At 69.3% G+C, this 24716-nt stretch carries 21 protein-coding genes and 7 tRNA genes; 9 read left to right on the plus strand and 19 right to left on the minus strand.

The genetic code is table 11. From position 1 onward, the window contains the following. Positions 1 to 72 precede the first annotated feature (72 nt). The 8 genes from ACFWBT_RS22325 to ACFWBT_RS22360 form a co-directional block, all read right to left on the minus strand. Positions 73 to 145 (minus strand) — tRNA-Gly (locus ACFWBT_RS22325). 22 nt (positions 146 to 167) lie between these two features. Further along, a complete protein-coding gene (locus ACFWBT_RS22330) occupies positions 168 to 812 on the minus strand; it encodes a response regulator (protein WP_385703006.1) in 645 nt (214 codons plus the stop codon). Further along, entirely contained in the window at positions 809 to 2107 is a 1299-nt protein-coding gene (locus ACFWBT_RS22335) for a sensor histidine kinase (RefSeq protein WP_385703053.1), read from the minus strand. The genes ACFWBT_RS22330 and ACFWBT_RS22335 overlap by 4 nt, the downstream gene beginning before the upstream one ends. Before the next feature lie 20 nt (positions 2108 to 2127). Next, positions 2128 to 2931 carry an ABC transporter permease gene (locus ACFWBT_RS22340; RefSeq protein WP_385703009.1) on the minus strand — a complete coding sequence of 268 codons (804 nt, stop codon included), beginning with the start codon at positions 2929 to 2931 and terminating at the stop codon, positions 2128 to 2130. Continuing rightward, entirely contained in the window at positions 2928 to 3956 is a 1029-nt protein-coding gene (locus ACFWBT_RS22345) for an ABC transporter ATP-binding protein (protein WP_385703011.1), read from the minus strand. The genes ACFWBT_RS22340 and ACFWBT_RS22345 overlap by 4 nt, the downstream gene beginning before the upstream one ends. A gap of 149 nt (positions 3957 to 4105) precedes the next feature. Further along, positions 4106 to 4181 (minus strand) — tRNA-Gly (locus ACFWBT_RS22350). A gap of 79 nt (positions 4182 to 4260) precedes the next feature. Then, a tRNA-Gly gene (locus ACFWBT_RS22355) sits at positions 4261 to 4332 on the minus strand. Positions 4333 to 4475: 143 nt separating this feature from the next. After that, positions 4476 to 4793 (minus strand): Lsr2 family protein, encoded by a 318-nt coding sequence (locus ACFWBT_RS22360; protein WP_385703013.1) that lies wholly within the window; start codon positions 4791 to 4793, stop codon positions 4476 to 4478. A 361-nt stretch (positions 4794 to 5154) separates the two neighbouring features. Between ACFWBT_RS22360 and purS the strand changes: the two genes are divergently transcribed. The 7 genes from purS to purM all read left to right on the plus strand — a co-directional run bounded on the left by purS (position 5155) and on the right by purM (position 12945). Beyond that, a complete protein-coding gene (gene purS, locus ACFWBT_RS22365; RefSeq protein WP_005482678.1) occupies positions 5155 to 5418 on the plus strand; it encodes a phosphoribosylformylglycinamidine synthase subunit PurS in 264 nt (87 codons plus the stop codon). Then, on the plus strand, positions 5415 to 6095 hold the full coding sequence (purQ, locus tag ACFWBT_RS22370) for a phosphoribosylformylglycinamidine synthase subunit PurQ (protein ID WP_356467391.1): 681 nt from the start codon (positions 5415 to 5417) through the stop codon (positions 6093 to 6095). Before purS ends, purQ begins: the two co-directional genes overlap by 4 nt. Beyond that, positions 6092 to 8368 (plus strand): phosphoribosylformylglycinamidine synthase subunit PurL, encoded by a 2277-nt coding sequence (gene purL / locus ACFWBT_RS22375; RefSeq protein ID WP_385703017.1) that lies wholly within the window; start codon positions 6092 to 6094, stop codon positions 8366 to 8368. The genes purQ and purL overlap by 4 nt, the downstream gene beginning before the upstream one ends. 150 nt (positions 8369 to 8518) lie before the next feature. Then, the gene (locus tag ACFWBT_RS22380; RefSeq protein ID WP_385703020.1) at positions 8519 to 9316 is read left to right on the plus strand and encodes a sterol carrier family protein; all 798 of its coding nucleotides are present in this window, start codon (positions 8519 to 8521) and stop codon (positions 9314 to 9316) included. A 106-nt stretch (positions 9317 to 9422) separates the two neighbouring features. Next, on the plus strand, positions 9423 to 10214 hold the full coding sequence (locus ACFWBT_RS22385) for an META domain-containing protein (protein ID WP_385703023.1): 792 nt from the start codon (positions 9423 to 9425) through the stop codon (positions 10212 to 10214). Between the two features lie 61 nt (positions 10215 to 10275). Further along, positions 10276 to 11802, plus strand: a complete 1527-nt coding sequence (gene purF, locus ACFWBT_RS22390; RefSeq protein ID WP_356753173.1) for an amidophosphoribosyltransferase — start codon at positions 10276 to 10278, stop codon at positions 11800 to 11802. A 42-nt stretch (positions 11803 to 11844) separates the two neighbouring features. Continuing rightward, positions 11845 to 12945, plus strand: a complete 1101-nt coding sequence (gene purM, locus ACFWBT_RS22395) for a phosphoribosylformylglycinamidine cyclo-ligase (RefSeq protein WP_385703025.1) — start codon at positions 11845 to 11847, stop codon at positions 12943 to 12945. A 160-nt stretch (positions 12946 to 13105) separates the two neighbouring features. Here the strand turns inward: purM and ACFWBT_RS22400 are convergent, their stop codons facing one another. Both ACFWBT_RS22400 and ACFWBT_RS22405 read right to left on the minus strand, forming a co-directional pair. After that, the gene (locus ACFWBT_RS22400) at positions 13106 to 13360 is read right to left on the minus strand and encodes a DUF3073 domain-containing protein (protein WP_037615441.1); all 255 of its coding nucleotides are present in this window, start codon (positions 13358 to 13360) and stop codon (positions 13106 to 13108) included. Between the two features lie 302 nt (positions 13361 to 13662). Then, positions 13663 to 14757, minus strand: a complete 1095-nt coding sequence (locus ACFWBT_RS22405; RefSeq protein WP_385703028.1) for a Leu/Phe/Val dehydrogenase — start codon at positions 14755 to 14757, stop codon at positions 13663 to 13665. Between the two features lie 222 nt (positions 14758 to 14979). Here ACFWBT_RS22405 and ACFWBT_RS22410 point away from each other — a divergent pair, with 222 nt between their 5' ends. Beyond that, entirely contained in the window at positions 14980 to 15828 is an 849-nt protein-coding gene (locus ACFWBT_RS22410) for a hypothetical protein (protein ID WP_385703030.1), read from the plus strand. A 611-nt stretch (positions 15829 to 16439) separates the two neighbouring features. Further along, entirely contained in the window at positions 16440 to 16646 is a 207-nt protein-coding gene (gene bldC / locus ACFWBT_RS22415) for a developmental transcriptional regulator BldC (protein ID WP_003949541.1), read from the plus strand. A 467-nt stretch (positions 16647 to 17113) separates the two neighbouring features. Here bldC and ACFWBT_RS22420 read toward each other — a convergent pair whose 3' ends face one another. The 9 genes from ACFWBT_RS22420 to ACFWBT_RS22460 form a co-directional block, all read right to left on the minus strand. Next, positions 17114 to 17305 (minus strand): DUF6274 family protein, encoded by a 192-nt coding sequence (locus tag ACFWBT_RS22420; RefSeq protein ID WP_385703032.1) that lies wholly within the window; start codon positions 17303 to 17305, stop codon positions 17114 to 17116. A gap of 324 nt (positions 17306 to 17629) precedes the next feature. Beyond that, positions 17630 to 17704 (minus strand) — tRNA-Asp (locus ACFWBT_RS22425). A gap of 95 nt (positions 17705 to 17799) precedes the next feature. Next, the gene (gene hrpA / locus ACFWBT_RS22430; protein ID WP_385703035.1) at positions 17800 to 21777 is read right to left on the minus strand and encodes an ATP-dependent RNA helicase HrpA; all 3978 of its coding nucleotides are present in this window, start codon (positions 21775 to 21777) and stop codon (positions 17800 to 17802) included. Between the two features lie 156 nt (positions 21778 to 21933). Then, entirely contained in the window at positions 21934 to 22059 is a 126-nt protein-coding gene (locus ACFWBT_RS22435) for a hypothetical protein (RefSeq protein ID WP_385703037.1), read from the minus strand. An 80-nt stretch (positions 22060 to 22139) separates the two neighbouring features. After that, positions 22140 to 22213: transfer RNA gene (locus tag ACFWBT_RS22440), tRNA-Phe, on the minus strand. 24 nt (positions 22214 to 22237) lie between these two features. Beyond that, a tRNA-Asp gene (locus tag ACFWBT_RS22445) sits at positions 22238 to 22312 on the minus strand. Between the two features lie 46 nt (positions 22313 to 22358). Further along, positions 22359 to 22431 (minus strand) — tRNA-Glu (locus ACFWBT_RS22450). 199 nt (positions 22432 to 22630) lie between these two features. Further along, the gene (locus ACFWBT_RS22455; protein ID WP_385703039.1) at positions 22631 to 24163 is read right to left on the minus strand and encodes a metallophosphoesterase; all 1533 of its coding nucleotides are present in this window, start codon (positions 24161 to 24163) and stop codon (positions 22631 to 22633) included. Between the two features lie 67 nt (positions 24164 to 24230). Beyond that, on the minus strand, positions 24231 to 24581 hold the full coding sequence (locus ACFWBT_RS22460) for a metallopeptidase family protein (protein ID WP_385703042.1): 351 nt from the start codon (positions 24579 to 24581) through the stop codon (positions 24231 to 24233). Between the last annotated feature and the right edge of the window lie 135 nt (positions 24582 to 24716).

Raw genomic sequence — 24716 nt, forward strand, 5'->3', positions numbered from 1 at the left:
CCCGAAGGGTTTCCGGCCCCGGTAGGCAGACACGAAGAAGCCCCCGACCTGAGGTCGGGGGCTTCTTTCCGGAGCGGACGACCAGGTTCGAACTGGCGACCTCAACCTTGGCAAGGTTGCGCTCTACCAACTGAGCTACGTCCGCATGCGCCGTGGCGCGACAGCCACTATACCCAACCTCGCGCCCGCGCGAGACGCACCGCCGCGTGCCGATTCTCCGCCCCCAGCTTGGACGCGGCCGACGACAGATAGTTCCGCACGGTCCCCTGGGACAGCGCGGCCCGCTCCGCGATCTCCGCCACGGGCGCCCCGTCGGCGGCCAATTCGAGTACCTCGGCCTCGCGCGCGGTCAGCGGCGAGTCCCCGGCGGAGATCGCGTCGGCGGCCAACTCCGGGTCCACATAACGGTTTCCCGCGTGCACCGTACGGATGATCTCCGCAAGCCGCCGCGCACTGACCGTCTTCGGGACGAACCCCCGTACACCCGCCGCGAGCGCCCGCTTCAGATGGCCCGGCCGCCCGTGACTCGTCACGATCAGCACCTGGCAGCCCGGCAGTTCGGCCCGCAGGGATGTGGCCACGCTCACACCGTCCGCCCCCGGCATCTGAAGATCCAGGACGGCGACATCGGGCTCATGCGCCCGCGCCATCGCCAGTGCCTCCGGTCCGGTCGCCGCCTCGGCCACCACGACCAGGTCGTCCTCCAGCCCGAGCAGCGCGGCCAGGGCTCCCCGGATCAGATGCTCGTCGTCGGCGAGCAGCAGCCGCACGGGAGGTACGGGCGTCGCAGCGCCCGGCGACACGGCCGTCATGGGGTGGCCTCCCTCATCTGGTGCGGAACGGACGGGAGGGACGGCCGTTCTCCGTCCGGGGCGGGCGACAGCGGTACGTCCGCCGTCAGCCGGAACACCCCACCGCTCGCGCCGGCCCGCAGCACTCCGTCCACCTCCCCCAGCCGCTCCCGGAGTCCCACGAGTCCGGAGCCTCTCCCCGGTCCGGAGCCCCCGTCCGGCCCGGGGCCCGGCTCCGTCCCGTCCGGCGCCCCGTCGTTCTCGACGGTGAGTGTCACCCGCTCCTCCGTCACCCGCAGGGCCAGCGCGCAGCTTCTGGCGTCCCCGTGCCGCAGTACATTCGTGGTCGCCTCCCGGACGACCCAGCCGAGCGCCGACTGGACCGGTACGGGCAGGCCCGCGGCCGTGCCGGTGATGACGCAGTCGATGCCCGCCGCGGTCAGCACGCCCTGCGCTCCGGCCAGTTCGGTGGTCAGGTCGGCATCGCGGTATCCCCGTACGACCTCACGCACCTCCCGCTGGGACTCCCGCGCTATCCGCTGCACCTCGGTCATCTGGTCCACGGCCTCGATGCGCCCCCGCCTGGCCAGCTGCACGGCGAGCTCGCTCTTGAGGGCGATCACCGCGAGGTTGCGGCCCATCACGTCGTGCAGATCGCGGCCGAAGCGCAGCCGCTCCTCGGCGACGGCGAGCCGGGCGCGGGTCTCGCGGGCCTCGTCGAGTTCGTAGACGGCGTTGAGCAGCCAGACGGAGAAGGCGGCGGTGAAGGTGAGGAATCCGGCAGTGAGCAGGACCAGGACGGCGGTGATCAGTGCGGCGGGGCCCGCGAAGCCGAGGGGCAGGGAGAGCGCGCCGGCACCCGCGGACGCGCCGAGCACGGCGTACGCCATCCGGCGTCTGTCGCGTGTCCCGAGCGCGAAGGTGCCCGTGCCGAACGCCGTGACACCGACGAACAGGGAGGAAGCGACCAGGAACTCGCCGTCGCTCGCGGGGCGCCAGGGGCTGCCCGAGAGGACGACCCCCACGACGGCCACCACGGCGGTGCCCGCGACCAGCGCGATCAGCGTCCGCCTGATCTCCTCCCTGGTGCCGCGTGCCCGGTCCAGCGCCCGCGAGGCGGTCACTGCGCAGAGCACGGAGTGCCCGCACACCAGCAGGAAGAGGGTCCAGGACCGCGCCGTCGACACGTTCCCGAAGATCGGCAGCCCGATCGAGGCGGCCTCGATCACGGCGAAGAAGTGGAACGACCACCGTGTGTACGTCTCGACCTTCGCCGGTGTGCTCTTGCCCCGCCACCAGCCCGCCGGTCTGGTCATGCCCGCCCCCGCGTCCGTGGTCATCGCCGCGGCTCCCAGCGGAACCACCGTCGTACAGCAAACACCGCGATCACCGTCCAGGCCACCGCGGTGACGACGGCGCCCACGGTGTCGTGGGCGGAGAGGTGCCCCGTCCAGCCGCCGCGGATCAGGGTGATCACCGGGGTGAGGGGCAGCAGTTCGCAGAAGGAGGCCATGCCGTCGGGCAGCATGTCCAGGGGGACGAAGGTCCCGGAGCCGGCCAGCGACACCAGGGTCAGGGGCATGGCCGCGACCTGGGCGCCCTCGATGCTCCGGCTGAAGCCTGCGGTGACGGCCGCGAGGGCGGGCCAGGTGACGAGCGCCAACAGCAGCCCCAGCAGGACGAGATGGGGTGACCTGGGTGCTCCGACACCGAGCGTCACCTGACAGGCGACGGTCAGGATCAGGCACTGGGCGAGGCCGATCGCCACCGAGGGCAGCGCGGCGCCCGCGAGGATCTCCGTGTCCCGCAGTTCACCGGTACGCAGCCGCTTGAGGACGAGTTCTTCCCGGCGGGCCGCGTACACGGTCACCAGGGAGCTGTAGACGGCGAAGAGGAGCGAGAAGCCGATTGCGGAGGGGAGCAGGATCGCGCCGACGGTGAGTCCGGTGCCCTTCAGGTCCATCTGATCGACGGTCGAGCGGAGCGTGAACGGCAACGTCAGCGGTACGAACACCGCCGCGGCCAGCGTCGCCTTGGTGCGGCCGAGCAGCGTCAGCTCGGCGCGAGCCAGCGCGATCGTCCGCCCCGCGGTCGTGGTCCCGGCCGTGCCGGTCCCGGTCGTGACTGCCGTTCCGGTCATGCTGTCCCCCTGTTCCGGGCGTCCGTGATCGGCCCCGCCGTCCTCGCGCCGGGTGGCCCCGCCGTCGCTGTCCGCTCCGCGCCCCGCGTGGCGGCCTCGCGCGCGATCCGCAGGAACGCCTCCTCCAGGGAGGCCGGGCGCACATCGAGCCCCCGCAGCTCGACCCGCGCCCGCTCGGCCCACACCAGCAGGGCGGTCGCCGTCCGTTGCAGCTCGTTCGTGCGCAGCTTGATCACACGGCCCGCCGTCTCATGGCCGCTCACCCCGAGTCCGGCCAGCGGGGGCAGGTCGCCGGGGAAGTAGCCGTCGGGCAGTTCGAAGGAGATGCGCGACGGCTGGGAGGCGGTGACCTCGGCCGGGGTGCCGATGGCCGCGATGTGTCCTTCGTGGAGGATCGCCAGCCGGTCGGCGAGTTCCTCCGCCTCTTCCAGATAGTGGGTGGTCAGCAGGACCGTGGTCCCGCCGTCGCGCAGCTCGCGCACCAACTCCCAGGTGCTCCGGCGGCCTTCCACGTCGAGTCCGGTCGTCGGCTCGTCGAGGAAGAGGATCTCGGGGCGGCCGAGCAGCGCGAGCGCCAGGTCCAGGCGTCGCTTCTCACCCCCGGACAACTGCTTCACGCGTACGCCGGACCGGTGCGCGAGGCCGACCAGGTCCAGCGCCTGTTCGGTGGGCCGGGCTCCGCTGGTGCACGCCGCCCACATGCGGACGGTCTCCGCGACCGTCAGCTCGGAGGGGAAGCCGCCCTCCTGAAGCATCACGCCGATGCGGGGCCGTACGGCCGCCCGGTCCGTGTAGGGATCGTGCCCGAGGACCCGTACGCGTCCGCCGGCCGGGGGAGCGAGACCCTCGATCAGTTCGACGGTGGATGTCTTTCCCGCGCCGTTGGTACCGAGGAGAGCGAAGAGCTCACCGCGGCCCACGGAGAAGGTGACTCCGCGCACCGCCTCGAAATCCCTTCCGGCGCCCCCGTACACGCGCCGCAGATCAGTGACCTCAATCACGTCATCGTGCTCGTTCGTGTTCATGAAATCAGCGTCCCGGCGGACGGGTTCCGGCAGCAGTGCGCGGTGTCATCACTCCGCATGACAAATGTCAGACGGCACCCGCACACGAGTGGCCGGTGATACGCGAACACGAGAAAGGCCCCGGTCAACTGACCGGGGCCTTTCCTTTGTGGAGCGGACGACCAGGTTCGAACTGGCGACCTCAACCTTGGCAAGGTTGCGCTCTACCAACTGAGCTACGTCCGCATTGCCTCCGACCGGCTTCCACCGATCGGCGCGAGCACCACCCTACCTGATCAACAACCGTGATCGGTAGGCGATGCAGAGCGGGTGACAGGAATTGCACACTGCGCCTTCCCCCTGGAAGGGGGATGTTCTGCTACTGAACTACACCCGCAAGACTCCTCGGGGTTCGGGTCTTTCGGCCTTGCCCCTCGGCGTGTTCCAGACTCTAGCTGACCAGCGGGGGGTCAGCGCAAGTCGGTTGTCCGAGGGGTCCGTGGAGGGGTCTCGTGGGCAGCCGCGGGGGGTGGTGCCCGCTCAGTGCGCCTCGGCGAACGCCTCGTAGACCTTCTTGGGGATCCGGCCGCGCGGCGGCACGTCCATCTTGTTGGAGCGGGCCCAGGCGCGGACCGCGGCCGGGTCGGGCGTCAGCGCGGTGTGCGTGTACGCCTTCCCGGACTTCGACTGCTTGCGGCCGGCCTCGAGGTAGGGCTCGAGCGCCTCACGCAGTTTCTTGGCATTCGCTGGATTGAGGTCGATCTCGTACGACTTGCCGTCGAGTCCGAAGGCGATCGTCTCCGCCGCTTCCGAGCCGTCGATGTCGTCAAAGAGAGTGACCACGACACGCTGCGCCACGAATATCGGTCCCTTCGTGCGACACCTCCGCGATCAACGGTCATGACGTGCATGGACGTCACGGAGTTGTCGGGGAGATGTCGACTGTCCGGCTGTTATTGAGCAAAGTATCGGCTATTGCCAATTCCTTTGTACAGTGCCCGGCATTGCATTGTGAAGCCCAACAAAATCCTTCCGCGTGTCCGAAGGCAATGGGGCCCTGCCGTTCTTCTGCGGTTTTTCCCAGGATTTTCCGTGCATGCCCCCGCGCCGATGCGGGATCGTGATCGGGGTCACGTAGGATTCTACGAATCTACGCGAGTAGAAATTTTGTGCGGGTAGTCTGAAGGGACCTGCTCAGCACCACACACCGGGAGTGCCAGTGGCACGCGTCGTAGTCGACGTCATGCTCAAGCCGGAGATCCTCGACCCCCAGGGCCAGGCGGTGCAGCGTGCACTGCCGCGCCTCGGTTTCGAAGGTGTCTCCGACGTCCGTCAGGGAAAGCGATTCGAACTGGAAGTGGACGGACCGGTGGACGACGCCGCGCTCGCCCGCATCCACGAACTGGCGGAATCCTTCCTCGCCAACACCGTGATCGAGGACTTCACCGTCAAGGTCGAGGAAGTCGCGGAGGCCGGAAAGTGACCGCTCGTATTGGAGTCGTCACCTTTCCGGGCAGCCTCGACGACCGCGACACGCAGCGCGCGATCAAGCTGGCCGGTGCCGAACCCGTCGCTCTCTGGCACAAGGACAAGGACCTCAAGCAGGTCGACGCCGTGGTGCTGCCCGGCGGTTTCTCGTACGGCGACTATCTGCGGGCCGGCGCCATCTCGCGCTTCTCGCCGGTGATGGAGACCGTCATCGAGCAGGCGAAGTCCGGAATGCCGGTTCTCGGCATCTGCAACGGCTTCCAGGTCCTCACCGAGGCGCACCTCCTCCCCGGCGCGATGCTCGGCAACAACCACCTCCACTTCATCTGCCGTGACCAGAAGCTGCGGGTGGAGAACGCGGGGACCGCCTGGACCGCCGACTACACGGCCGGCCAGGAGATCCACATCCCGCTGAAGAACATGGACGGCCGGTACGTCGCCGACGAGCACACGCTCGACATGCTGGAGGCCGAAGGCCGGGTCGCGTTCCGTTACGTGGACGTCAACCCGAACGGCTCGCTGCGCGACATCGCCGGCATCACGAACGAGGCGGGCAACGTCGTCGGTCTGATGCCGCACCCGGAGCACGCCGTCGAGCCGCTCGTCGGCTCCGGCCGCACCGACGGCCTCCCCTTCTTCACCTCGATCCTCAAGAAGCTGGTCAACGCATGAGCCGCACGCCTCTGGACACGGTCGAGAACGCGGCCGCGACCCCCGACGTCGAGCTGCCCTGGGCCGAACTGGGCCTGAAGAAGGACGAGTACGAGCGCGTCGTCGAGATCCTCGGCCGCCGGCCCACCGGCGCCGAGCTCGCGATGTACTCCGTCATGTGGTCCGAGCACTGCTCCTACAAGTCCTCGAAGGTCCACCTCCGCCAGTTCGGCGAGAAGGCCCCGCAGTCCGACGCGCTGCTCGTCGGCATCGGCGAGAACGCCGGTGTCGTCGACGTCGGCCAGGGCTACGCGGTCACCTTCAAGGTCGAGTCGCACAACCACCCGTCGTACGTCGAGCCCTACCAGGGCGCGGCCACCGGCGTCGGCGGCATCGTGCGCGACATCATCGCGATGGGCGCCCGTCCGGTCGCGGTCGTCGACCCGCTGCGTTTCGGCGCGGCCGACCACCCCGACACCAAGCGCGTCCTGCCGGGCGTCGTCGCGGGCATCGGCGGCTACGGCAACTGCCTGGGCCTGCCCAACATCGGCGGCGAGGTCGTCTTCGACGCCTGCTACCAGGGCAACCCGCTGGTCAACGCCGGTGCCATCGGCGTCATGCGGCACGAGGACATCCACCTCGCGAAGGCGTCCGGCACGGGCAACAAGGTCATCCTGTACGGGGCCCGCACGGGCGGCGACGGCATCGGCGGCGCGTCGATCCTCGCCTCGGAGACCTTCGACGACGCCAAGCCGTCGAAGCGTCCCGCCGTCCAGGTCGGTGACCCCTTCCAGGAGAAGCTCCTCATCGAGTGCACCCTGGAGGCCTTCGCCGAGAAGCTGGTCGTCGGCATCCAGGACCTCGGCGCGGCCGGTCTGTCCTGCGCCACCAGCGAGTTGGCGTCCAACGGCTCCGGCGGCATGCGCGTCACCCTGGACGATGTACCGCTGCGCGACTCCACGCTCTCGCCCGAGGAGATCCTCATGAGCGAGTCGCAGGAACGCATGTGCGCGGTCGTCGAGCCGGCGAAGGTCGACCGCTTCCTGGAGATCTGCGACAAGTGGGACGTCATCGCCACCGTCATCGGTGAGGTCACCGACGGCGACCGCCTGGAGATCTTCTGGCACGGCGGCAAGATCGTCGACGTCGACCCGCGCACGGTCGCGCACGACGGCCCGGTCTACGAGCGCCCCTACGCCCGCCCGTCCTGGCAGGACGCGCTCCAGGCCGACGACGCGAACAAGCTGCCCCGCCCGGAGACGAGCGAGGAACTGAAGGACCAGGTCCTCCGGCTGGTGTCCTCCCCGAACCAGGCCTCCAAGTCCTGGATCACCTCCCAGTACGACCACTTCGTGCAGGGCAACACGGTGCTGGCGCAGCCCGAGGACTCGGGCATGATCCGCATCGACGAGGAGACCGGGCTCGGCGTCGCCATCGCGACCGACGGCAACGGCCGCTACGCCAAGCTCGACCCGTACGCGGGCGCGCAGCTGGCCCTCGCCGAGGCGTACCGGAACGTCGCCACCACCGGCGCCAAGCCGCTCGCCGTCTCCGACTGCCTGAACTTCGGCTCGCCCGAGGACCCGGCCGTCATGTGGCAGTTCGCCGAGGCGATCCGTGGTCTGGCCGACGCCTGCCAGCAGCTGGGCACCCCGGTGACCGGCGGCAACGTCTCGCTGTACAACCAGACCGGCGAGGTCGCCATCCACCCGACTCCGGTCGTGGCCGTGCTGGGCGTCATCGACGACGTCGCCCGCCGCACCCCGGTCGCCTTCCAGGAAGAGGGCCAGCTCCTCTACCTGCTGGGCGACACCCGCGAGGAGTTCGGCGGCTCGGCCTGGTCGCAGGTCGTCCACGACCACCTCGGCGGTCTGCCGCCGAAGGTCGACCTGGAGCGTGAGCGGCTGCTCGGCGAGATCCTGATCTCGGCCTCCCGCGACGGCATGATCGACTCCGCGCACGACCTGTCCGACGGCGGTCTGATCCAGGCCGTGGTCGAGTCGGCGCTGCAGGGCGGCAAGGGCGCACGGCTGATCGTGCCCGACGGCCTCGACGCGTTCACCTTCCTCTTCTCGGAGTCTGCGGGCCGCGCGGTCGTCGCCGTCCCGCGCTCGGAGGAGCTCCGCTTCAACGACATGTGCGGTGCCCGGGGTCTGCCCGTCACCCGTATCGGTGTCGTCGACGGCACGGAGTCCGACGCGACCGCGGTGGTCGACGTCCAGGGCGAGTTCGTGCTCTCCCTGGACGAGCTGCGCACGGCCCACGAGGGGACGATCCCGGCGCTGCTGGCGTAACCCGGTGGTGTGTACGAAGGCCCCGTCCGGATTCCGGGCGGGGCCTTCGCCTGTCCCGACGGTCCGAGACCCGGCTCCGAGCGGCAGCCCCGGAGGCCCGGAGACGAAAATGCCGACGACCGGCCGTCCCCCGGTTCTAGGGTGAGGATCATGCCCCCGGCCAAGAAGCGCGCCCGTACGTACGACTCCGCCAAGATCCGTGCCGCGGTCCTCGCGCAGTTCGGGAACGTACGGGAAGGTGTCCGCGCCCTGAGCGAGGAGCAGGTGGCGCTTCCCACGCACCTCGGCGCGTGGACCGTGCGGGAGCTGGCCGCACACGTCACCATGGCGGTCGAGACCGTGAGCCGGAACCTTGACCGGCCGGAGCCCGCCGGCAGGAAACTCGCGCTGCTCGACTGGCCGTTCGCCACCGCCGCGCGGGCCGGGGACATCGCCGACGACAGCCGCGACCTCGCGGAGCGGAACCCGGACCTCGACGCGCTGTACGCCCGGACCGGGCAGCGGATCACCGAGCGCCTGGCCACGGCCCCGGACGGACGGCTCCTCGCCACGCGCACCGGTGCCATGACCCTCGCCGACTACCTGGTCACCCGGACCGTCGAACTCGTCGTCCACACCGACGACCTGAACCGCGCGGTGCCGGGCCTCGACATCCCGTACGACCGCCAGGCCCTCGCCGCCTGCACCCGCCTGCTCGCCGACGCGATCGCCGTGAAGGCGCCCGGCGCGTCGACGGAGGTCAGGGTCCCGCCGTACGCCGTCGTTCAGTGCGTGGAAGGGCCCCGGCACACCCGTGGCACCCCGCCGAACGTCGTCGAGACGGACCCGCTGACCTGGATCCGGCTCGCGACGGGACGTACGGAGTGGAAGGCGGCGCTGGACGACGCGAAGGTCAGTGCGAGCGGAGAGCGCGCCGACCTGGGCGGACTGCTTCCTCTGATGGGCTGAACCCCCGGACGGGCTCCCCTGGTCCACTCAGGCAGGCCGAGGGTGGGCGCGGCGGAGACTCCGGCACCGAGGGAACCGACACCCCCACCCCTCCCGTCACATCGGCATGGACAAGCAGCGAATGACCCTCAGTGTCCTGACCCTGCTTCCCCTTGCCGTGGCGTGCGGCAGTCAGACGGCGGGGAGCGGTTCCGCCCGGACGGATGCGGCACCGGTGACCGGTGTCCACTGGACGGTCGACAGCCTCACCGTGGACGGAAGGACCGCGCGGGCACCGTCCGGCGCGTATCTGAAGATCGGCGAGGACGGTCGCGTCAGCGGCAACCTCGGCTGCAACGGGTTCGGTTCGAAGGCCACCCTCAAGGGTGACCGTGTCGAGTTCGGCGAGATCCAGACGACCGACATGGGCTGCGAGAAGGGCCCGATGAGCTTCGAGCGGAGCCTGAGCCGCACGTTCGCGGACGCGAGCGCGTTCACGACGAAGGCCGACGGCGACCGGCTGACGCTCACCGCCGACAGCGGCGACCGGGTCGGCCTCACCAAGGAGCCGGACGCGCCCCTGCGAGGGACGAAGTGGACGGTCACGGCACTCGGTGACAAGAACGTGGCCCAGTCGCTCCCGAAGGGTGCCGAGGCGTACTTCGTTCTCGGCGAGAACGGCACCTTCGACGGCCGGCTCGGCTGCAACCATGCGTCCGCCCAGGCCACCGTGCGCGACGGACATATCACCCTCGGCCCGGTCAGGACCACTCGCATGATGTGCCAAGGCTCACTCATGAGGACCGAGAAGTCGCTGCTGAAGCTCTTCGACGGCAAGGTCAGCTACGACTTGGATCATCGTGGCATCACGCTGACCAGCGAAAACGGCGCCGTCGTCAGTGCGGTGGCCGACGAGTGATCCATTAGGGCCCCGAATCCCCAATTCGGACCAGTGGTCGATCTCGCCTACACTCGGTGCCGTGCCACGTGGTGACGGTCGACTCAATCATGATCTGCTCCCCGGTGAGAAAGGCCCCCAGGACGCTTGCGGCGTCTTCGGTGTCTGGGCTCCGGGCGAAGAGGTCGCCAAGCTCACTTACTTCGGGCTCTACGCCCTCCAGCATCGGGGTCAGGAATCCGCGGGAATCGCGGTCAGCAACGGCTCCCAGATCCTCGTCTTCAAGGACATGGGCCTCGTGTCCCAGGTCTTCGACGAGACCTCGCTCGGTTCGCTCCAGGGTCATATCGCGGTCGGTCACGCCCGTTACTCGACCACCGGTGCCTCCGTGTGGGAGAACGCCCAGCCGACGTTCCGTGCCACCGCGCACGGTTCCATCGCGCTCGGTCACAACGGCAACCTCGTCAACACGGCGCAGCTCGCCGAGATGGTCGCCGACCTGCCCAAGCAGGAAGGCCGCACCACTCGTGTGGCGGCCACCAACGACACCGACCTGCTCACCGCGCTCCTCGCGGCCCAGGTCGACGACGACGGCAAGCCACTGACCATAGAAGAGGCCTCCACGAAGGTCCTCCCGCAGGTCATGGGCGCCTTCAGCCTCGTCTTCATGAACGAGCACACCCTCTACGCCGCCCGTGACCCGCAGGGCATCCGCCCGCTGGTCCTCGGCCGCCTGGAGCGCGGCTGGGTGGTGGCCTCCGAGTCCGCCGCCCTCGACATCTGCGGCGCCAGCTATGTGCGCGAGATCGAGCCGGGCGAGTTCGTCGCCATCGACGAGAACGGTCTGCGGAGCTCGCGATTCGCGGAAGCGAAGCCCAAGGGCTGCATCTTCGAGTACGTCTATCTGGCCCGCCCCGACACGGACATCGCCGGTCGGAACGTGTACCTCTCGCGCGTCGAGATGGGCCGCAAACTCGCCAAGGAAGCCCCTGTGGAGGCCGACCTGGTGATAGCGACCCCGGAATCCGGGACGCCCGCCGCGATCGGTTACGCGGAGGCCTCCGGCATCCCGTTCGGTGCCGGCCTGGTCAAGAACGCGTATGTCGGCCGGACCTTCATCCAGCCCTCGCAGACGATCCGCCAGCTCGGTATCCGTCTGAAGCTGAATCCGCTCAAGGAAGTCATCAAGGGCAAGCGCCTGGTCGTCGTCGACGACTCGATCGTGCGCGGCAACACCCAGCGCGCCCTGGTCCGGATGCTTCGTGAGGCGGGTGCCGCCGAGGTCCACATCCGGATCTCCTCGCCGCCCGTGAAGTGGCCCTGCTTCTTCGGCATCGACTTCGCGACCCGCGCCGAGCTGATCGCGAACGGCATGACGATCGAGGAGATCGGCACCTCGCTCGGCGCCGACTCCCTCTCGTACATCTCCATCGACGGGATGATCGAGGCCACCACGATCGACAAGCCGAACCTGTGCCGCGCCTGCTTCGACGGCGAGTACCCGATGGACCTTCCGGACCCCGAACTGCTCGGCAAGCAGCTCCTGGAGACCGAGCTGGCCGCGGGTCCCGCAGCCACGGCCGCGGCTGACGCCATCCGTCGCCCGTAGCGCCGCAGAGCCCCGTTTCACCAACCCGAAAGATCCCAGGCAATGTCTTCTTTGTCCGATCAGTCCCCTCCGGCGACGGGCAGTGCTTCCGGTGTGTCCTACGCGGCCGCCGGAGTCGACATCGAGGCGGGCGACCGCGCCGTTGAGCTGATGAAGGAGTGGGTGAAGAAGACGCAGCGCCCCGAGGTCCTCGGTGGCCTCGGCGGCTTCGCCGGCCTCTTCGACGCCTCCGCCCTCAAGCGTTTCGAGCGTCCGCTGCTCGCCTCCGCCACGGACGGTGTGGGCACCAAGGTGGACATCGCCCGCCAGCTGGGCGTGTACGACACGATCGGCCACGACCTCGTCGCGATGGTCATGGACGACATCGTGGTGTGCGGCGCCGAGCCGCTCTTCATGACCGACTACATCTGCGTGGGCAAGGTCCACCCGGAGCGCGTGGCGGCCATCGTGAAGGGCATCGCCGAGGGCTGTGTCCTCGCGGGCTGCGCCCTGGTGGGCGGCGAGACGGCCGAGCACCCCGGTCTGCTGGGTCCGGACGACTTCGACGTCGCGGGCGCCGGTACGGGCGTGGTCGAGGCCGACGAGCTGCTCGGCCCGGATCGCATCCGTAAGGGTGACGCGGTGATCGCCATGGCGGCCTCCGGTCTTCACTCGAACGGGTACTCGCTCGTCCGGCACGTCCTCTTCGACCGGGCGAACCTGAGCCTGGACCGGCACATCGAGGAGTTCGGCCGCACGCTCGGCGAAGAGCTCCTGGAGCCGACCAAGATCTACTCGCTGGACTGTCTGACGCTGACGAAGACCACCGCGGTGCACGCGTTCAGCCACATCACCGGCGGCGGTCTCGCGGCCAACCTGGCCCGTGTCATCCCCGACGGCCTGCACGCCGTGGTCGACCGCGAGACCTGGACCCCGGCACCGGTGTTCGACCTGGTCGGCAGGACGGGCGGCGTCGAGCGCCTGGAGCTGGAGAAGACGCTGAACATGGGCGTCGGCATGATGGCGATCGTCCCCGAGGAGTCGGCCGAGGTCGCCCTCGCCACCCTCGCGGACCGCGGAGTGGACGCCTGGATCGCCGGTGAGATCACCGAGCGCGGCGACCACGCGACGGGCGCGGCGCTCATCGGTGACTACGCGGGCTGAAGCCCCTGAGGCAGCACGAAACCCGGTCCGGTGGTGAAACCCCGGACCGGGTGAGGTGCAGTCGCTACGAGAAATACGCCAGGCGAGATCTACCAGAAACCCACGGCAGGAGATCCGCTACGAAGAAGAGGTCGCGGAAACTGCGAGGGACGCTGTTGCGTCAAGCGCCGCGACGTTGCGACTGGGGACCGGACTGGTCGTCCTCGTCCTCGTCGTCGTCGTTGTAGAGATCCGCGTACTGTGCGTACGGGTCGTCTTCCTCGTCGTCGTCCTCGAACGGCTCGCCATTCGGCGGCTGGCTCGAAGTCGAAGCGCCCAGCTCATTGGCCAGGCGCGAGAGGTCAGTCCCGCCGCTGCTGTACTTCAGCTGGCGGGCGACCTTCGTCTGCTTGGCCTTTGCCCGGCCGCGCCCCATGGCTCGACCCCCTCGGATACGGGGCTCGACGGCCCCAGAGTCTTGACACGCGTTCATGATCTGGAACGGACTCTCCGTGGAGAGACCGGTCCGTAGGGCTTCCACGGTACCTGAGCCCGCGCCCATACGGTACGTCGCCCGCAGCACGCGCCTTCACCCAGAACCCGCGAGGTGCCCTGTCCTCGCTGGTCAACCGCGATTTTAACCTCTTCTTGGCGCCCGACCCGCCGACAGACGTGAGAGTTCTCTCCCAACCGGCCGTCGGCGGGTCCCTGACAAGCAGGTATGGCCTTCGGAAGGCGTCAGTGACGCCGTGCCTCCGCCATCCGCTGCTCGGCGATCCGGTCGGCCGCCGCGGCCGGCGGAATCCCGTCCTGCTTCGCACGTGCGAATATGGCCAGCGTGGTGTCGAAGATCTTCGACGCCTTGGCCTTGCACCGGTCGAAGTCGAAGCCGTGCAGCTCGTCGGCGACCTGGATGACACCGCCCGCGTTCACCACGTAGTCGGGGGCGTACAGGATGCCGCGGTCCGCGAGGTCCTTCTCCACGCCCGGGTGCGCCAGCTGGTTGTTGGCGGCACCGCACACGATCCTGGCGGTGAGCACCGGCACGGAGTCGTCGTTGAGCGCTCCGCCCAGCGCGCACGGCGCGTAGATGTCGAGGCCCTCGGTGCGGATGAGCGCCTCGGTGTCCGCGACGGCGGTCACACCGGAGGGGTGCCGGTCCAGAATCCGCCGCACAGAGTCGGCCCGTACGTCCGTGATCACGACCTCGGCGCCGTCCGCGCGCAGGTGATCGACCAGGTGGTGGCCCACCTTGCCGACGCCGGCGACACCGACCTTGCGGCCGCGTAGCGTCGGGTCGCCCCACAGGTGCTGGGCGGAGGCCCGCATGCCCTGGAAGACACCGAACGCGGTCAGGACCGACGAGTCGCCCGCGCCGCCGTTCTCCGGGGAGCGGCCGGTCGTCCAGCGGCACTCGCGCGCCACGACGTCCATGTCGGCGACGTACGTGCCGACGTCGCACGCCGTGACGTACCGGCCGCCGAGCGAGGCGACGAACCGGCCGTACGCGAGGAGCAGCTCCTCGGACTTGATCTGCTCGGGGTCGCCGATGATGACGGCCTTGCCGCCGCCGTGGTCGAGTCCGGCCATGGCGTTCTTGTACGACATCCCGCGCGCGAGGTTGAGGGCGTCGGCGACGGCCTCCTGCTCACTCGCGTACGGATAGAAGCGCGTGCCGCCGAGGGCCGGGCCCAGAGCGGTGGAGTGGATGGCGATGACGGCCTTGAGGCCGCTGGCGCGGTCCTGGCAGAGCACGACTTGCTCATGACCCCCCTGATCCGAACGGAACAGGGTGTGCAGTACATCAGCAGGCGCGCCGGTTACGTCGGTCACTGTGGTGACTCCCAGGTAAAAAGCGGCGGTTGGGTGCGGGGCCCGTGCGGATGGCGGGCTCCGTGGGAATGAGACTAGAGCCTGCGCCGATCCGCCTTCGGCGCAGTGTTCAGGATCACCCATGGGCGGGGTACAGCCATGGTTCGATTTGCATAGATTTCTCTTCAGGTTATGAGCGGTTCTCGCTGGTTTTCCCGGTGGTCGACGGGGGAGGGAGCAGGCGTGCCCAAGGTGTCCGCGGTGATCGTCCCGTACGCGTCGTATCTGCGCGTGTACGAGCCACTGGCCGCGTTCCCGGAGTCCGAGCGCGCCCACTGGACGCGCTACGCCCGGCGCACCGAGCGCCCCTCCTATCAGGACGAACTGCGTCGCTCGCTGGCGGACTTGCTGCCCACCCCGCCGGTCCCCGTGCCGGTGCACGAGAGCGGCGACGCGTTCGTGGCCGAGATCGACGGGGTGGTGTGCGTCTGCCCGTGGCGCACCCGGCTGCGCGGCTGGCAGGCCCTGGACGAGCTGGGTGAGGAGCTCCCGGCGTCCGTCCTCGACGCGGTCCTGCCGCCGTTGGTCCGCCGTCAGGCCGCGCTGGACTACGAGCGCTGGCTGGCCCGCAACCCGGACGCCCGCCCGTGGATCCGCACCTCGACCTGGCAGGTGCCGCTGAACTGGTTCGTGCTCGTCACCGACGAGGAGCGGGAGTACGAGAAGGGGACGGGCCCCGGGGGAACCGCGCCGCTGCTGCGCTACCGGACACCGATGGTGCAGGCGCGGCGGCGCACGGCGCGTGCGCTGAGGACGCTCAGGGACGAGCTGGACGAGGGTCCGCTCATCGAGGGTCTGGTGGACGTGGGGCGCTGGCTGGAGGAGTTCCATCCGCGCTCGCTGGTCGAGCTGGACTACGGCGGGCTCGTGCACGTGCTGCCGGCGGGGCACCTCGAGGGCGACCACTCCGCCGCGGATGTCGCCGAGGGCATCGAGGCGCTGCGCACCGGGGACGGGGAGACGGCGGGCGAGGCGTACGGGCGGCTGGTGGAGCGCTGGCGGTCGGTCAGGGACCGGCGTTCGTCGAACTGAGGCGGTGCCGCCGGCGAGCGGGCCGGGGCGGGCTCTTCCGGGTTGGGACGCGTGGGGAGGACGAGGCTCCTGGGTCCGTTGTCCAGTGTGATCTGCTTCTCACTGGTTCCGGTCGAACTCGCGTATGGTCCTCACACGCTGAAGAACCCTCACGTCCAGGACGTAGGTCCCGATCCGGGCTTATGCGTCAACGGGTGTCAAGCGTGACGGATGGCACTTACCTGGCTCTTGCATCGCTTGCCCCTCCTCGTGCCAAAATAGGACAAGGAGTCCGGGGGAGGGCTCCCTCCGCCCATGTATGGGTGGAATCTCAGCATTGCACGCTATGGGGGGTCTGATGACTCCTGATCGCCCTGTGACTGATCGTCACAGCGGCGTGACTGTCCGCTATGGCATGGTCCATCGGCTTCCGTCGCTGATGAACACCTGGGAGGGCAATTCCATCGGTTTGGCCGACGCGGCTGGACGGATGGTGTAGTTGTAGTGCCGAGGACAAGCCGTTCGTCCTATAACCGACTCGACTCGCGTCCGCCATTTCGGGCAACGCGGGTCAAGGTGCAGAATTTAGAGGAAAGAACCGAGAAGGTTCGGTTCTCCCGAGGAGGCCGCTCATGACCGCTCGCACCCCTGATGCCGAGCCGCTGCTGACCCCGGCTGAGGTCGCCACGATGTTCCGCGTCGACCCCAAGACGGTCACGCGGTGGGCGAAGGCCGGCAAGCTTACGTCCATCCGCACGCTCGGCGGGCACCGCCGTTACCGCGAGGCTGAGGTCCGCGCACTGCTCGCGGGTATCCCGCAGCAGCGCAGCGAAGCCTGAACCATCGCATAACCGGACAAGTCGACGGATCCCCCAACCCGTCGAGGCGTCCACACCACAGCTCCAAGCGACGCGGGTTCTGCCCCAACAGAGCTCACGCCCAAGCTTTTTTGCCACATGAACAGGGTGCGTCGTAGATCGCGCTGGACTCCGCCGGGTCCAGCGCGATCTTTTTTGTGCGGTCTCCATGCCTAGTCGACCGGCCTGTGAGCGGCCTTGTCGGAGTCTGGGGGCGGGTGTCGGATCAGCTGTGGATGCCCTCGATGAGCAGTGCAATTGCACATATTAAATTGACTGGTTGTAGGAGAGGGGTAAGTTCCGCACTTCTGAAAACATATGCGGTGACTCCCGTCACATGCCACAGTCCTTGTCGCACGCGAGCCTTCTGCGCTAGGGGAGTTGGGGGTTCGCGCCGTCGGATCGCGGCAGTGCGCACCCCGGGTGGCGCGCACGCCCGCGGCCCTCGGTCACGCCGTGGAGGGGCTCTCGTCCTCCGGGGCGCTCTCGGGGTCCTGTTCGTCGTGCGGGGAGGGTTCCATGGCCAGCCGCAGGAGCTGATGGCAGATCGGACAGTGCCGCGTCAGGTGGCGGTACCCGGAGGCGGCCGCCAGGTGGGCTCGGAGCAGAGCCCGGGTCTCGTGCCGAGCGGACACCGCCATACGCACCTCCAGAGGGCCGGCAGGGCGAGAGCCCTGGTTTCCGGGGTACCCGCGGAATGTGACGCCGTCAAGGGACGGGAACGCGCCTCCGGAGGCGCCCCGGACGCACTGACGGGCCGCCCAACGGCCGGTGCGCGCACGCGAGAGCCGGGACGGAGCACTCGGCGGTGAGCTCGTACGTGACGGGGAACGCACACGGCGGTGAGGGTGCACGTGGGTGAGGGCGCACACGGCGGTGAAGGTGCGCGCGGGTGAGGCGCACATGCGGTCCGGGAGCGGGCATGCGAAAAGGCCCGGAGCCGAAGCTCCGGGCCTTTCCTCACGCGGTCCTGACGGGATTTGAACCCGCGGCCTCCACCTTGACAGGGTGGCGAGCACTCCAAACTGCTCCACAGGACCTGGTTTCGCAGCGACTTGTTCTTGCGCTGTGCTGCGAAATGAGACTGTACAGGAGGGTGGGCCCAAGGTCGAACTCACCGCCCGTGCGGACCCCGTTACGGGACAGCGGCGTCGATCGCCTTCACGATCCGCTTGTCGGAGACGGGGTACGCCGTGCCCAGCGCGTGGGCGAAATAGCTGACCCGGAGCTCCTCGATCATCCAGCGGATGTCCAGGACCGACGAGGGCACGGGCCGGCCCTGCGGCAGCTGCTCCAGGAGCCAGGCGTACTCGTCCTGCATCTCGTGGACCTTCTCCATGCGGCTGGTGTCCCGCTGGACGCCGGTCGGCATCTGCTGGAGGCGGCGGTCCGCGGCGACCAGATAGCGCATCAGGTCCGGCAGCCGCCGCAGTCCGGTCGCCGTGACGAAACCGGGCTTCACCAGGGCGTCCAGCTGCCCCCGTACGTCCGTGAGGTTCGCGAGCAGGGTCGGGCTCCTGACCGCCTTCAGACGGCGCTCACAGGCCTGCCAGGCGGCGAGCACCTGCTGCACCTGCCCGACCGTGCGCACGGTCGTGTCGACGATCTCGGCACGCACCTTGTCGTACAGCTTCCGGTAGGACTCCTCGTCCCACGCCGGGCCGCCGAAGTCCGCGATGAGCTTGTCCGCGGCGGCCATCGCGCAATCGTCGAAGAGGGCCTGCACGGAGCCGTGCGGGTTCGCGGACAGGGCGAGCTTCTGGGCGTTGGTGAGCTTGTCCGAGGCGAACTTGCCCGGGTTCACCGGGATGTTCCGCAGGATCAGCCGGCGGGTGCCCTTCCACATGGCCTCGGCCTGCTCGGCCTCGGTGTCGAAGAGCCGCACGGAGACGGTGTTCGCCGCCGGTCCGTCGTCGACCAGCGCCGGGTACGCCTTCACCGGCTGGCCCGCCCGGCGTGTCTCGAAGAGGCGGCTGAGCGAGCCGATCGTCCACTCCGTCAGCCCCGTGCGTTCCAGGGACTCGCCGCCCTCGCGCTCGGCCGTCGCCGCGGCGGCCTGCGAGATCGCCTGGCGCGCCTTCGGCTTCAACTGGAGCTGCAGGGCTTCCAGGTCCTTGTCCTCGGCGAGCTTGCGGCGCCGCTCGTCGACGATCCGGAAAGTGATCTTCAGATGGTCGGGGAGCCGTGACCAGTCGAAGTCGTCGGCGGTCAGCGGAACTCCGACCATGCGCTTGAGCTCGCGCGCCATGGTCAGCGTCAGCGGCTCCTGGAGCGGTACAGCCCGCTCCAGGAACTTCTGGGCGAAGTTGGGGGCGGGAACGTAGTTCCGCCGGATCGGCTTCGGGAGGGAACGGATCAGCTCCGTCACCACTTCCTCCCGCAGCCCCGGGATCTGCCAGTCGAAGCCCTCGTCCGTGACCTGGTTCAGGACCTGGAGCGGGATGTGGACGGTCACACCGTCCGCGTCCGCACCCGGCTCGAACTGGTAGGTCACCCGGAACTTCAGCCGTCCCTGGAGCCAGGAGTCGGGGTAGTCGTCCTTCGAGACCGCCCCGGCCCGGTCGTTGATGAGCATCGAGCGCTCGAAGTCGAGGAGTTCGGGCTCCTCGTGGCGCTTGTGTTTCCACCAGGAGTCGAAGTGCGCCCCGGACACGACGTGTTCGGGCACCCGCTGGTCGTAGAAGTCGTACAGGGTCTCGTCGTCGACCAGGATGTCCCGGCGGCGGGCGCGGTGCTCCAGCTCCTCGACCTCGGTGAGGAGCTTGCGGTTGTCGGCGAAGAACTTGTGGTGCGTACGCCAGTCGCCCTCGACGAGCGCGTTGCGGATGAACAGGTCGCGGCTGACCTCCGCGTCGATCCGCCCGTAGTTCACCTTCCGCTGCGCGACGATCGGTACGCCGTACAGCGTGACCTTCTCGTACGCCATCACGGCGGCCTGGTCCTTCTCCCAGTGCGGTTCGCTGTACGTCCGCTTGAGGAGATGGCCGGCCAGCGGCTCGACCCACTCCGGCTCGATCCTGGCGTTGACGCGCGCCCAGAGCCGCGAGGTCTCGACGAGCTCGGCGGACATCACGAAACGCGGGGGCTTCTTGAAGAGCGCCGAGCCCGGGAAGATCGCGAACTTGGCGCTGCGCGCGCCCAGGTACTCGTTCTTCCCCGTGCTCCGGCCGCTCTCCCCGCCGGTCTCCTTCACGTCCTTCATGCCGACGTGCGAGAGCAGACCGGCGAGCAGCGACACATGGACGCTCTGCTCGGGCGCGTCCTCCTCGTTGAGGGGGATGCCCATCTGCTTGGCGACGGTCCGCAGCTGGCTGTAGATGTCCTGCCATTCGCGGATGCGCAGGAAGTTCAGGTACTCCTGCTTGCACATCCGGCGGAACGCGGACGAGCCGCGCTCCTTCTGCTGCTCGCGGACGTAGCGCCACAGGTTGAGGAAGGCGAGGAAGTCGGACGTCTCGTCCTTGAAGCGGGCGTGCTGCTGGTCGGCCTGCGCCTGCTTCTCGGACGGCCGCTCGCGCGGGTCCTGGATGGAGAGCGCCGCCGCGATCACCATGACCTCGCGCGCGCAGCCGTTCTTCTCGGCCTCCAGGACCATCCGGGCGAGCCGGGGGTCGACGGGCAGCTGGGCGAGCTTGCGGCCGGTCGGCGTGAGCCGCTTGCGGACGTCCTTCTCCGTCGGGTCCAGCGCGTTCAGCTCCTGGAGGAGCTGGACGCCGTCGCGGATGTTGCGGTGGTCCGGCGGGTCGATGAACGGGAACTTCTCGATGTCGCCGAGGCCGGCCGCGGTCATCTGGAGGATGACGGAGGCGAGGTTCGTCCGGAGGATCTCGGCGTCGGTGAACTCCGGTCGGGCGAGGAAGTCGTCCTCGGAGTACAGCCGGATGCAGATGCCGTCGGACGTACGGCCGCAGCGGCCCTTGCGCTGATTGGCGCTGGCCTGCGAGACGGGCTCGATGGGCAGCCGCTGCACCTTCGTGCGGTGGCTGTACCGCGAGATGCGCGCGGTGCCCGGGTCGATGACGTACTTGATGCCCGGGACGGTCAGGGAGGTCTCGGCGACGTTGGTCGCCAGAACGATCCTGCGCCCGGTGTGCGCCTGGAAGACGCGGTGCTGCTCGGCGTGCGAGAGCCGCGCGTACAGAGGCAGGACCTCCGTGAAGCGGTAGTTCTTCTTCGTCAGCGCGTCGGCCGTGTCGCGGATCTCCCGCTCGCCGGACAGGAAGACGAGGATGTCGCCCTTGCCCTCGGCCTGGAGCTCCTCGACGGCGTCGCAGATCGCGGTGATCTGGTCGCGGTCCGCGTCCTCGGAGTCCTCCTCCAGGAGCGGCCGGTAGCGCACCTCCACGGGATACGTCCGCCCGCTGACCTCGACGATCGGGGCCTCGCCGAAGTGCCGGGAGAAGCGCTCCGGGTCGATGGTCGCGGAGGTGATCACGACCTTGAGATCGGGCCGCTTGGGCAGCAGCTGGGCGAGGTAGCCGAGCAGGAAGTCGATGTTGAGGGACCGCTCGTGGGCCTCGTCGATGATGATCGTGTCGTACGCGCGCAGCTCGCGGTCCGTCTGGATCTCGGCGAGCAGGATGCCGTCCGTCATGAGCTTGACGAAGGTGGCGTCCGGGTTCACCTGATCGGTGAAGCGGACCTTCCAGCCGACGGCCTCGCCGAGCGGCGTGTCCAGCTCGTCGGCCACCCGCTCGGCGACCGTACGGGCGGCGATACGACGGGGCTGCGTGTGCCCGATCATGCCGCGGACGCCCCGGCCCAGCTCCATGCAGATCTTCGGGATCTGCGTGGTCTTGCCGGACCCGGTCTCACCGGCGACGATCACGACCTGGTGATCACGGATGGCGTCCGCGATCACGTCCTTCTTCTGGCTGACCGGCAGCTGCTCGGGATACGTGATGGCGGGCACGCGGGCGCGGCGCTCGGCCATGCGGACCTCGCCCTTGGTGGCCTCCGCCTCGATCTCGGCGAACACGGCGGAGCGGGCCTCGGGCTTGCGGATCTTGCGCGCGCCTTCGAGCCTGCGCCCGAGCCGGTGCGCGTCGCGCAGGGACAGCTCGGTCAGGCGGGCGGCGAGATCGCCGAGGGCGGGGGCGGGTTGCGTAGACATACGCGGTCCAGGATCTCACCTCGGCGAAATGACTGGCGAACGCTTTTGCGCGGCCCCGGCCGTCCGGCCCCGCCCGTACCGCTTTCCGGACCCCGCCGGGACGGTCGGCGGCCTGGTTCCCGGGGCGCGGCCGGGCCCCTGGTTCACCCTCGGGAACTACTCCCGGGGCGGGGACTCGCGGTGCGCCATGGCCCTGGCCGTGTTCGAGACCGCCTTGATGCCCAGGTGGGCCGTGGTCGTGCTGCTCAGCGCGGTGTCCGCCGGCCAGACAGCGCCGTGCATGAAACATGCCAAGTCGAGGACGGGGGACGCCCGGGGCGCATACGAAAAAGGCCCCGATCCGAAGATCGGGGCCTCTGCTGTGGCTGGGGCCGGGGTCGAACCGGCGACCTATCGCTTTTCAGGCGATCGCTCGTACCAACTGAGCTACCCAGCCACGAGGTTTCCGGGGAAACCTCAGCGGTCCTGACGGGATTTGAACCCGCGGCCTCCACCTTGACAGGGTGGCGAGCACTCCAAACTGCTCCACAGGACCAAGCTGTTGCGTGCGACGTGTAGCCAGTGTCTCACACGGTGTTGCGTACCCCCAACGGGATTCGAACCCGTGCTACCGCCTTGAAAGGGCGGCGTCCTAGGCCGCTAGACGATGAGGGCGAGCCAGTACCGCTCTGCTTCGTCTTCGCGTTCCCGAAGGGACGTGAGAAGCATGTGACTTCGCTTCCCCCCGAAGGGTTCGGCTTCTCCTTCGCTTCGACGGAAGCTCGGGACGGTCAAGCCCTGACCGGTGCCCTTGGGCACGAACAGACTGTACTACGTGGCCCGGACGTGGACCAAACCAGATAGGAAGGGCGGCTCAGGGCCGGTTCTCCTCGGGGAGATGGCGGCTGATCTCGGCCGTCGTGAGGCCGAGACCGCCCAGCTTGATCTCGTCCCAGGCCTGGAGATGACGGGTGTCCCGGTCGAGGTAGAGGACCGAGGCCTCGATCGGGTCCGGGTACTGGCCCTCGACGGCGCGCAGCCCGCTGCCGCCCGTCGAGCCCTCGACGCGCAGCCGGGTCCCGTACCTCATGACCTCCATGTCCTCGTGGTGCAGATGGCCGGCCAGCGCCAGGGGCACCTCGCCGTCCGTCCCGCGGGCCGCCGACGGTTCGTGGGCGACGGCGATGTCGACCGGGGTGCCCGCGGCCCGCTGGTCGCGCAGGGCCGAGGCCAGACGGGCGCCCGCGAGATCCTCCGCCGCGTCGCCACCCGGCGAGACCGAGCGGTCCGGGGTGAACTGCGGGTCGCCGATGCCGGCGAAACGCAGGCCCGCGATGGTGACCGCCCGGCCGTCGTCGAGGACGTGCACGTTCTTCATGTGCCGCAGGTACTTCTGCGTCTCGGGCGAGTCGTGGTTGCCGCGGACCCAGACGTACGGGGCACCCAGGTCCGGGATCGCGTCCAGGAAGCCGTTCTCGGCCGGCGCGCCGTGGTCCATGGTGTCGCCGGAGTCGACGATCACATCGATGGCGTACTGCTGCACGAGCGAGGCGATGATCTTCCAGCTCGCCGGGTTCAGATGGATGTCGGAGACGTGCAGGACCCGGATCGTGGTCGGGTCGGGCTGGTAGACGGGGAGGGTGGACGTGACGTCGTACAGCTTCGTCACGTTCCGCACGAGGCGCGCCAACTCCTTCTGGTAGACGTCGAATTCGCTGACGATGTTGCGGGCGTCGCCGACCAGGGAGGGTGCGGAGGAGAGCAGCCCGGAGTACTTCGGCTCCAGGACCGACTTGGGGTTCCAGGTGGCGAAGGCGGTCGTTCCCGAGGCGGCCAGCAGGGCGAGGGCGAGGCCGCCGGCGGTGAGAGCCCGGCGCGGGCGGCGGTAGACGGCGAGGCCGAGGGCGGTGGCGCCGGCGACCACCGCTATGCAGGAGCGGACGGCCAGGTCGAGGGTGCCGTGCTCGACGTCCCGCGCGACCTCGTCCTGGAGGCCGGAGAGGCGCTCCGGGTGGTCGACGAGGGCCTGGGAGCGTTCCGGGTCGAGCTGGTCCACGTCGACGTCGAGGCGCAGCGGGGCCTCGTGGCTGCGCAGTTCGAGTGCGCCGAGCGGGGAGATGTTGATCTTCGTGCCGCCGGTGAGGGAGGGGCGCAGGGTCATGGTGGTGTTCATGGGGCCGACCGGGACGCGGACGTTGCCCACGACCAGCAGTCCCAGCCAGGCGCCGAGCAGCACCACGCACAGAAGTCCGAAGGCGCGGGCGTACGGGTTCGGCCGGGGGGCGAGCTCCAGCACCGGTCGCCTGCGCCGGCCGTGGCGGCGGCGGGCGAGGGCGTGCAGCGCCGGGCGGGCGTGGTCGGTCATGCGGCGGAGGGTGGCGGTTGCGGCAACGGGGACGCGGACCATTGGTCCCGTATGCCCAAGTGCCGGGCCGGGTATGCGGGCGCCCGCCGCCGTGCCGGGCGGGTGCCGGTCAGCCCCAGCCGAGCTCGTGCAGCCGCTCGTCGTCGATGCCGAAATGGTGGGCGACCTCGTGGATCACGGTCACGGCGACCTCGTGGACCACGTCGTCCGGGGTCTCGCACATACGCAGGGTGGGGCCCATGTAGATCGAGATGCGGTCGGGGAGCACGCCGGCGTACCACTCTCCGCGGTCGGTGAGGGGGGTGCCTTCGTAGAGGCCCAGCAGTTCGGGGTCGTCGGCCGGCGGCTCGTCCTCGACGAACACGGCGACGTTGTCCATGACCCGGGTCAGCTCGGGCGGGATCTGGTCGAGGGCCTGGCTCACGAGCTCTTCGAAGGTTTCGCGCGTCATCTCCAGCACACGGCCATTGTCAGGGACGACACCCTCCCGGCGGAGACCCGCGGCGACCCGCGGAGGCCCGCGGGGGCTTCTGAGGGGCCGGATCGGGCCGGGCAGGACCGGGGGCGACCGGCCGCCTGCCCCACATGGGGTGTC

Source organism: Streptomyces sp. NPDC060027 (genome assembly GCF_042737005.1).
In the GTDB taxonomy this organism is placed as follows: Bacteria; Actinomycetota; Actinomycetes; order Streptomycetales; family Streptomycetaceae; genus Streptomyces.

Coding starts and splice junctions, on each gene's coding strand:
- ACFWBT_RS22400 (WP_037615441.1), bottom strand. CDS start 13,360: ATGGGGCGCGGCCGGGCAAAGGCCAAGCAGACGAAGGTCGCCCGCCAG.
- hrpA (WP_385703035.1), bottom strand. CDS start 21,777: ATGTCTACGCAACCCGCCCCCGCCCTCGGCGATCTCGCCGCCCGCCTG.
- ACFWBT_RS22420 (WP_385703032.1), bottom strand. CDS start 17,305: ATGGCGGTGTCCGCTCGGCACGAGACCCGGGCTCTGCTCCGAGCCCAC.
- ACFWBT_RS22330 (WP_385703006.1), bottom strand. CDS start 812: ATGACGGCCGTGTCGCCGGGCGCTGCGACGCCCGTACCTCCCGTGCGG.
- ACFWBT_RS22345 (WP_385703011.1), bottom strand. CDS start 3,956: ATGAACACGAACGAGCACGATGACGTGATTGAGGTCACTGATCTGCGG.
- ACFWBT_RS22455 (WP_385703039.1), bottom strand. CDS start 24,163: ATGGTCCGCGTCCCCGTTGCCGCAACCGCCACCCTCCGCCGCATGACC.
- ACFWBT_RS22385 (WP_385703023.1), top strand. CDS start 9,423: ATGGACAAGCAGCGAATGACCCTCAGTGTCCTGACCCTGCTTCCCCTT.
- ACFWBT_RS22340 (WP_385703009.1), bottom strand. CDS start 2,931: ATGACCGGAACGGCAGTCACGACCGGGACCGGCACGGCCGGGACCACG.
- purM (WP_385703025.1), top strand. CDS start 11,845: ATGTCTTCTTTGTCCGATCAGTCCCCTCCGGCGACGGGCAGTGCTTCC.
- bldC (WP_003949541.1), top strand. CDS start 16,440: ATGACCGCTCGCACCCCTGATGCCGAGCCGCTGCTGACCCCGGCTGAG.
- purL (WP_385703017.1), top strand. CDS start 6,092: ATGAGCCGCACGCCTCTGGACACGGTCGAGAACGCGGCCGCGACCCCC.
- ACFWBT_RS22380 (WP_385703020.1), top strand. CDS start 8,519: ATGCCCCCGGCCAAGAAGCGCGCCCGTACGTACGACTCCGCCAAGATC.
- ACFWBT_RS22435 (WP_385703037.1), bottom strand. CDS start 22,059: ATGCACGGCGCTGTCTGGCCGGCGGACACCGCGCTGAGCAGCACGACC.
- ACFWBT_RS22335 (WP_385703053.1), bottom strand. CDS start 2,107: ATGACCAGACCGGCGGGCTGGTGGCGGGGCAAGAGCACACCGGCGAAG.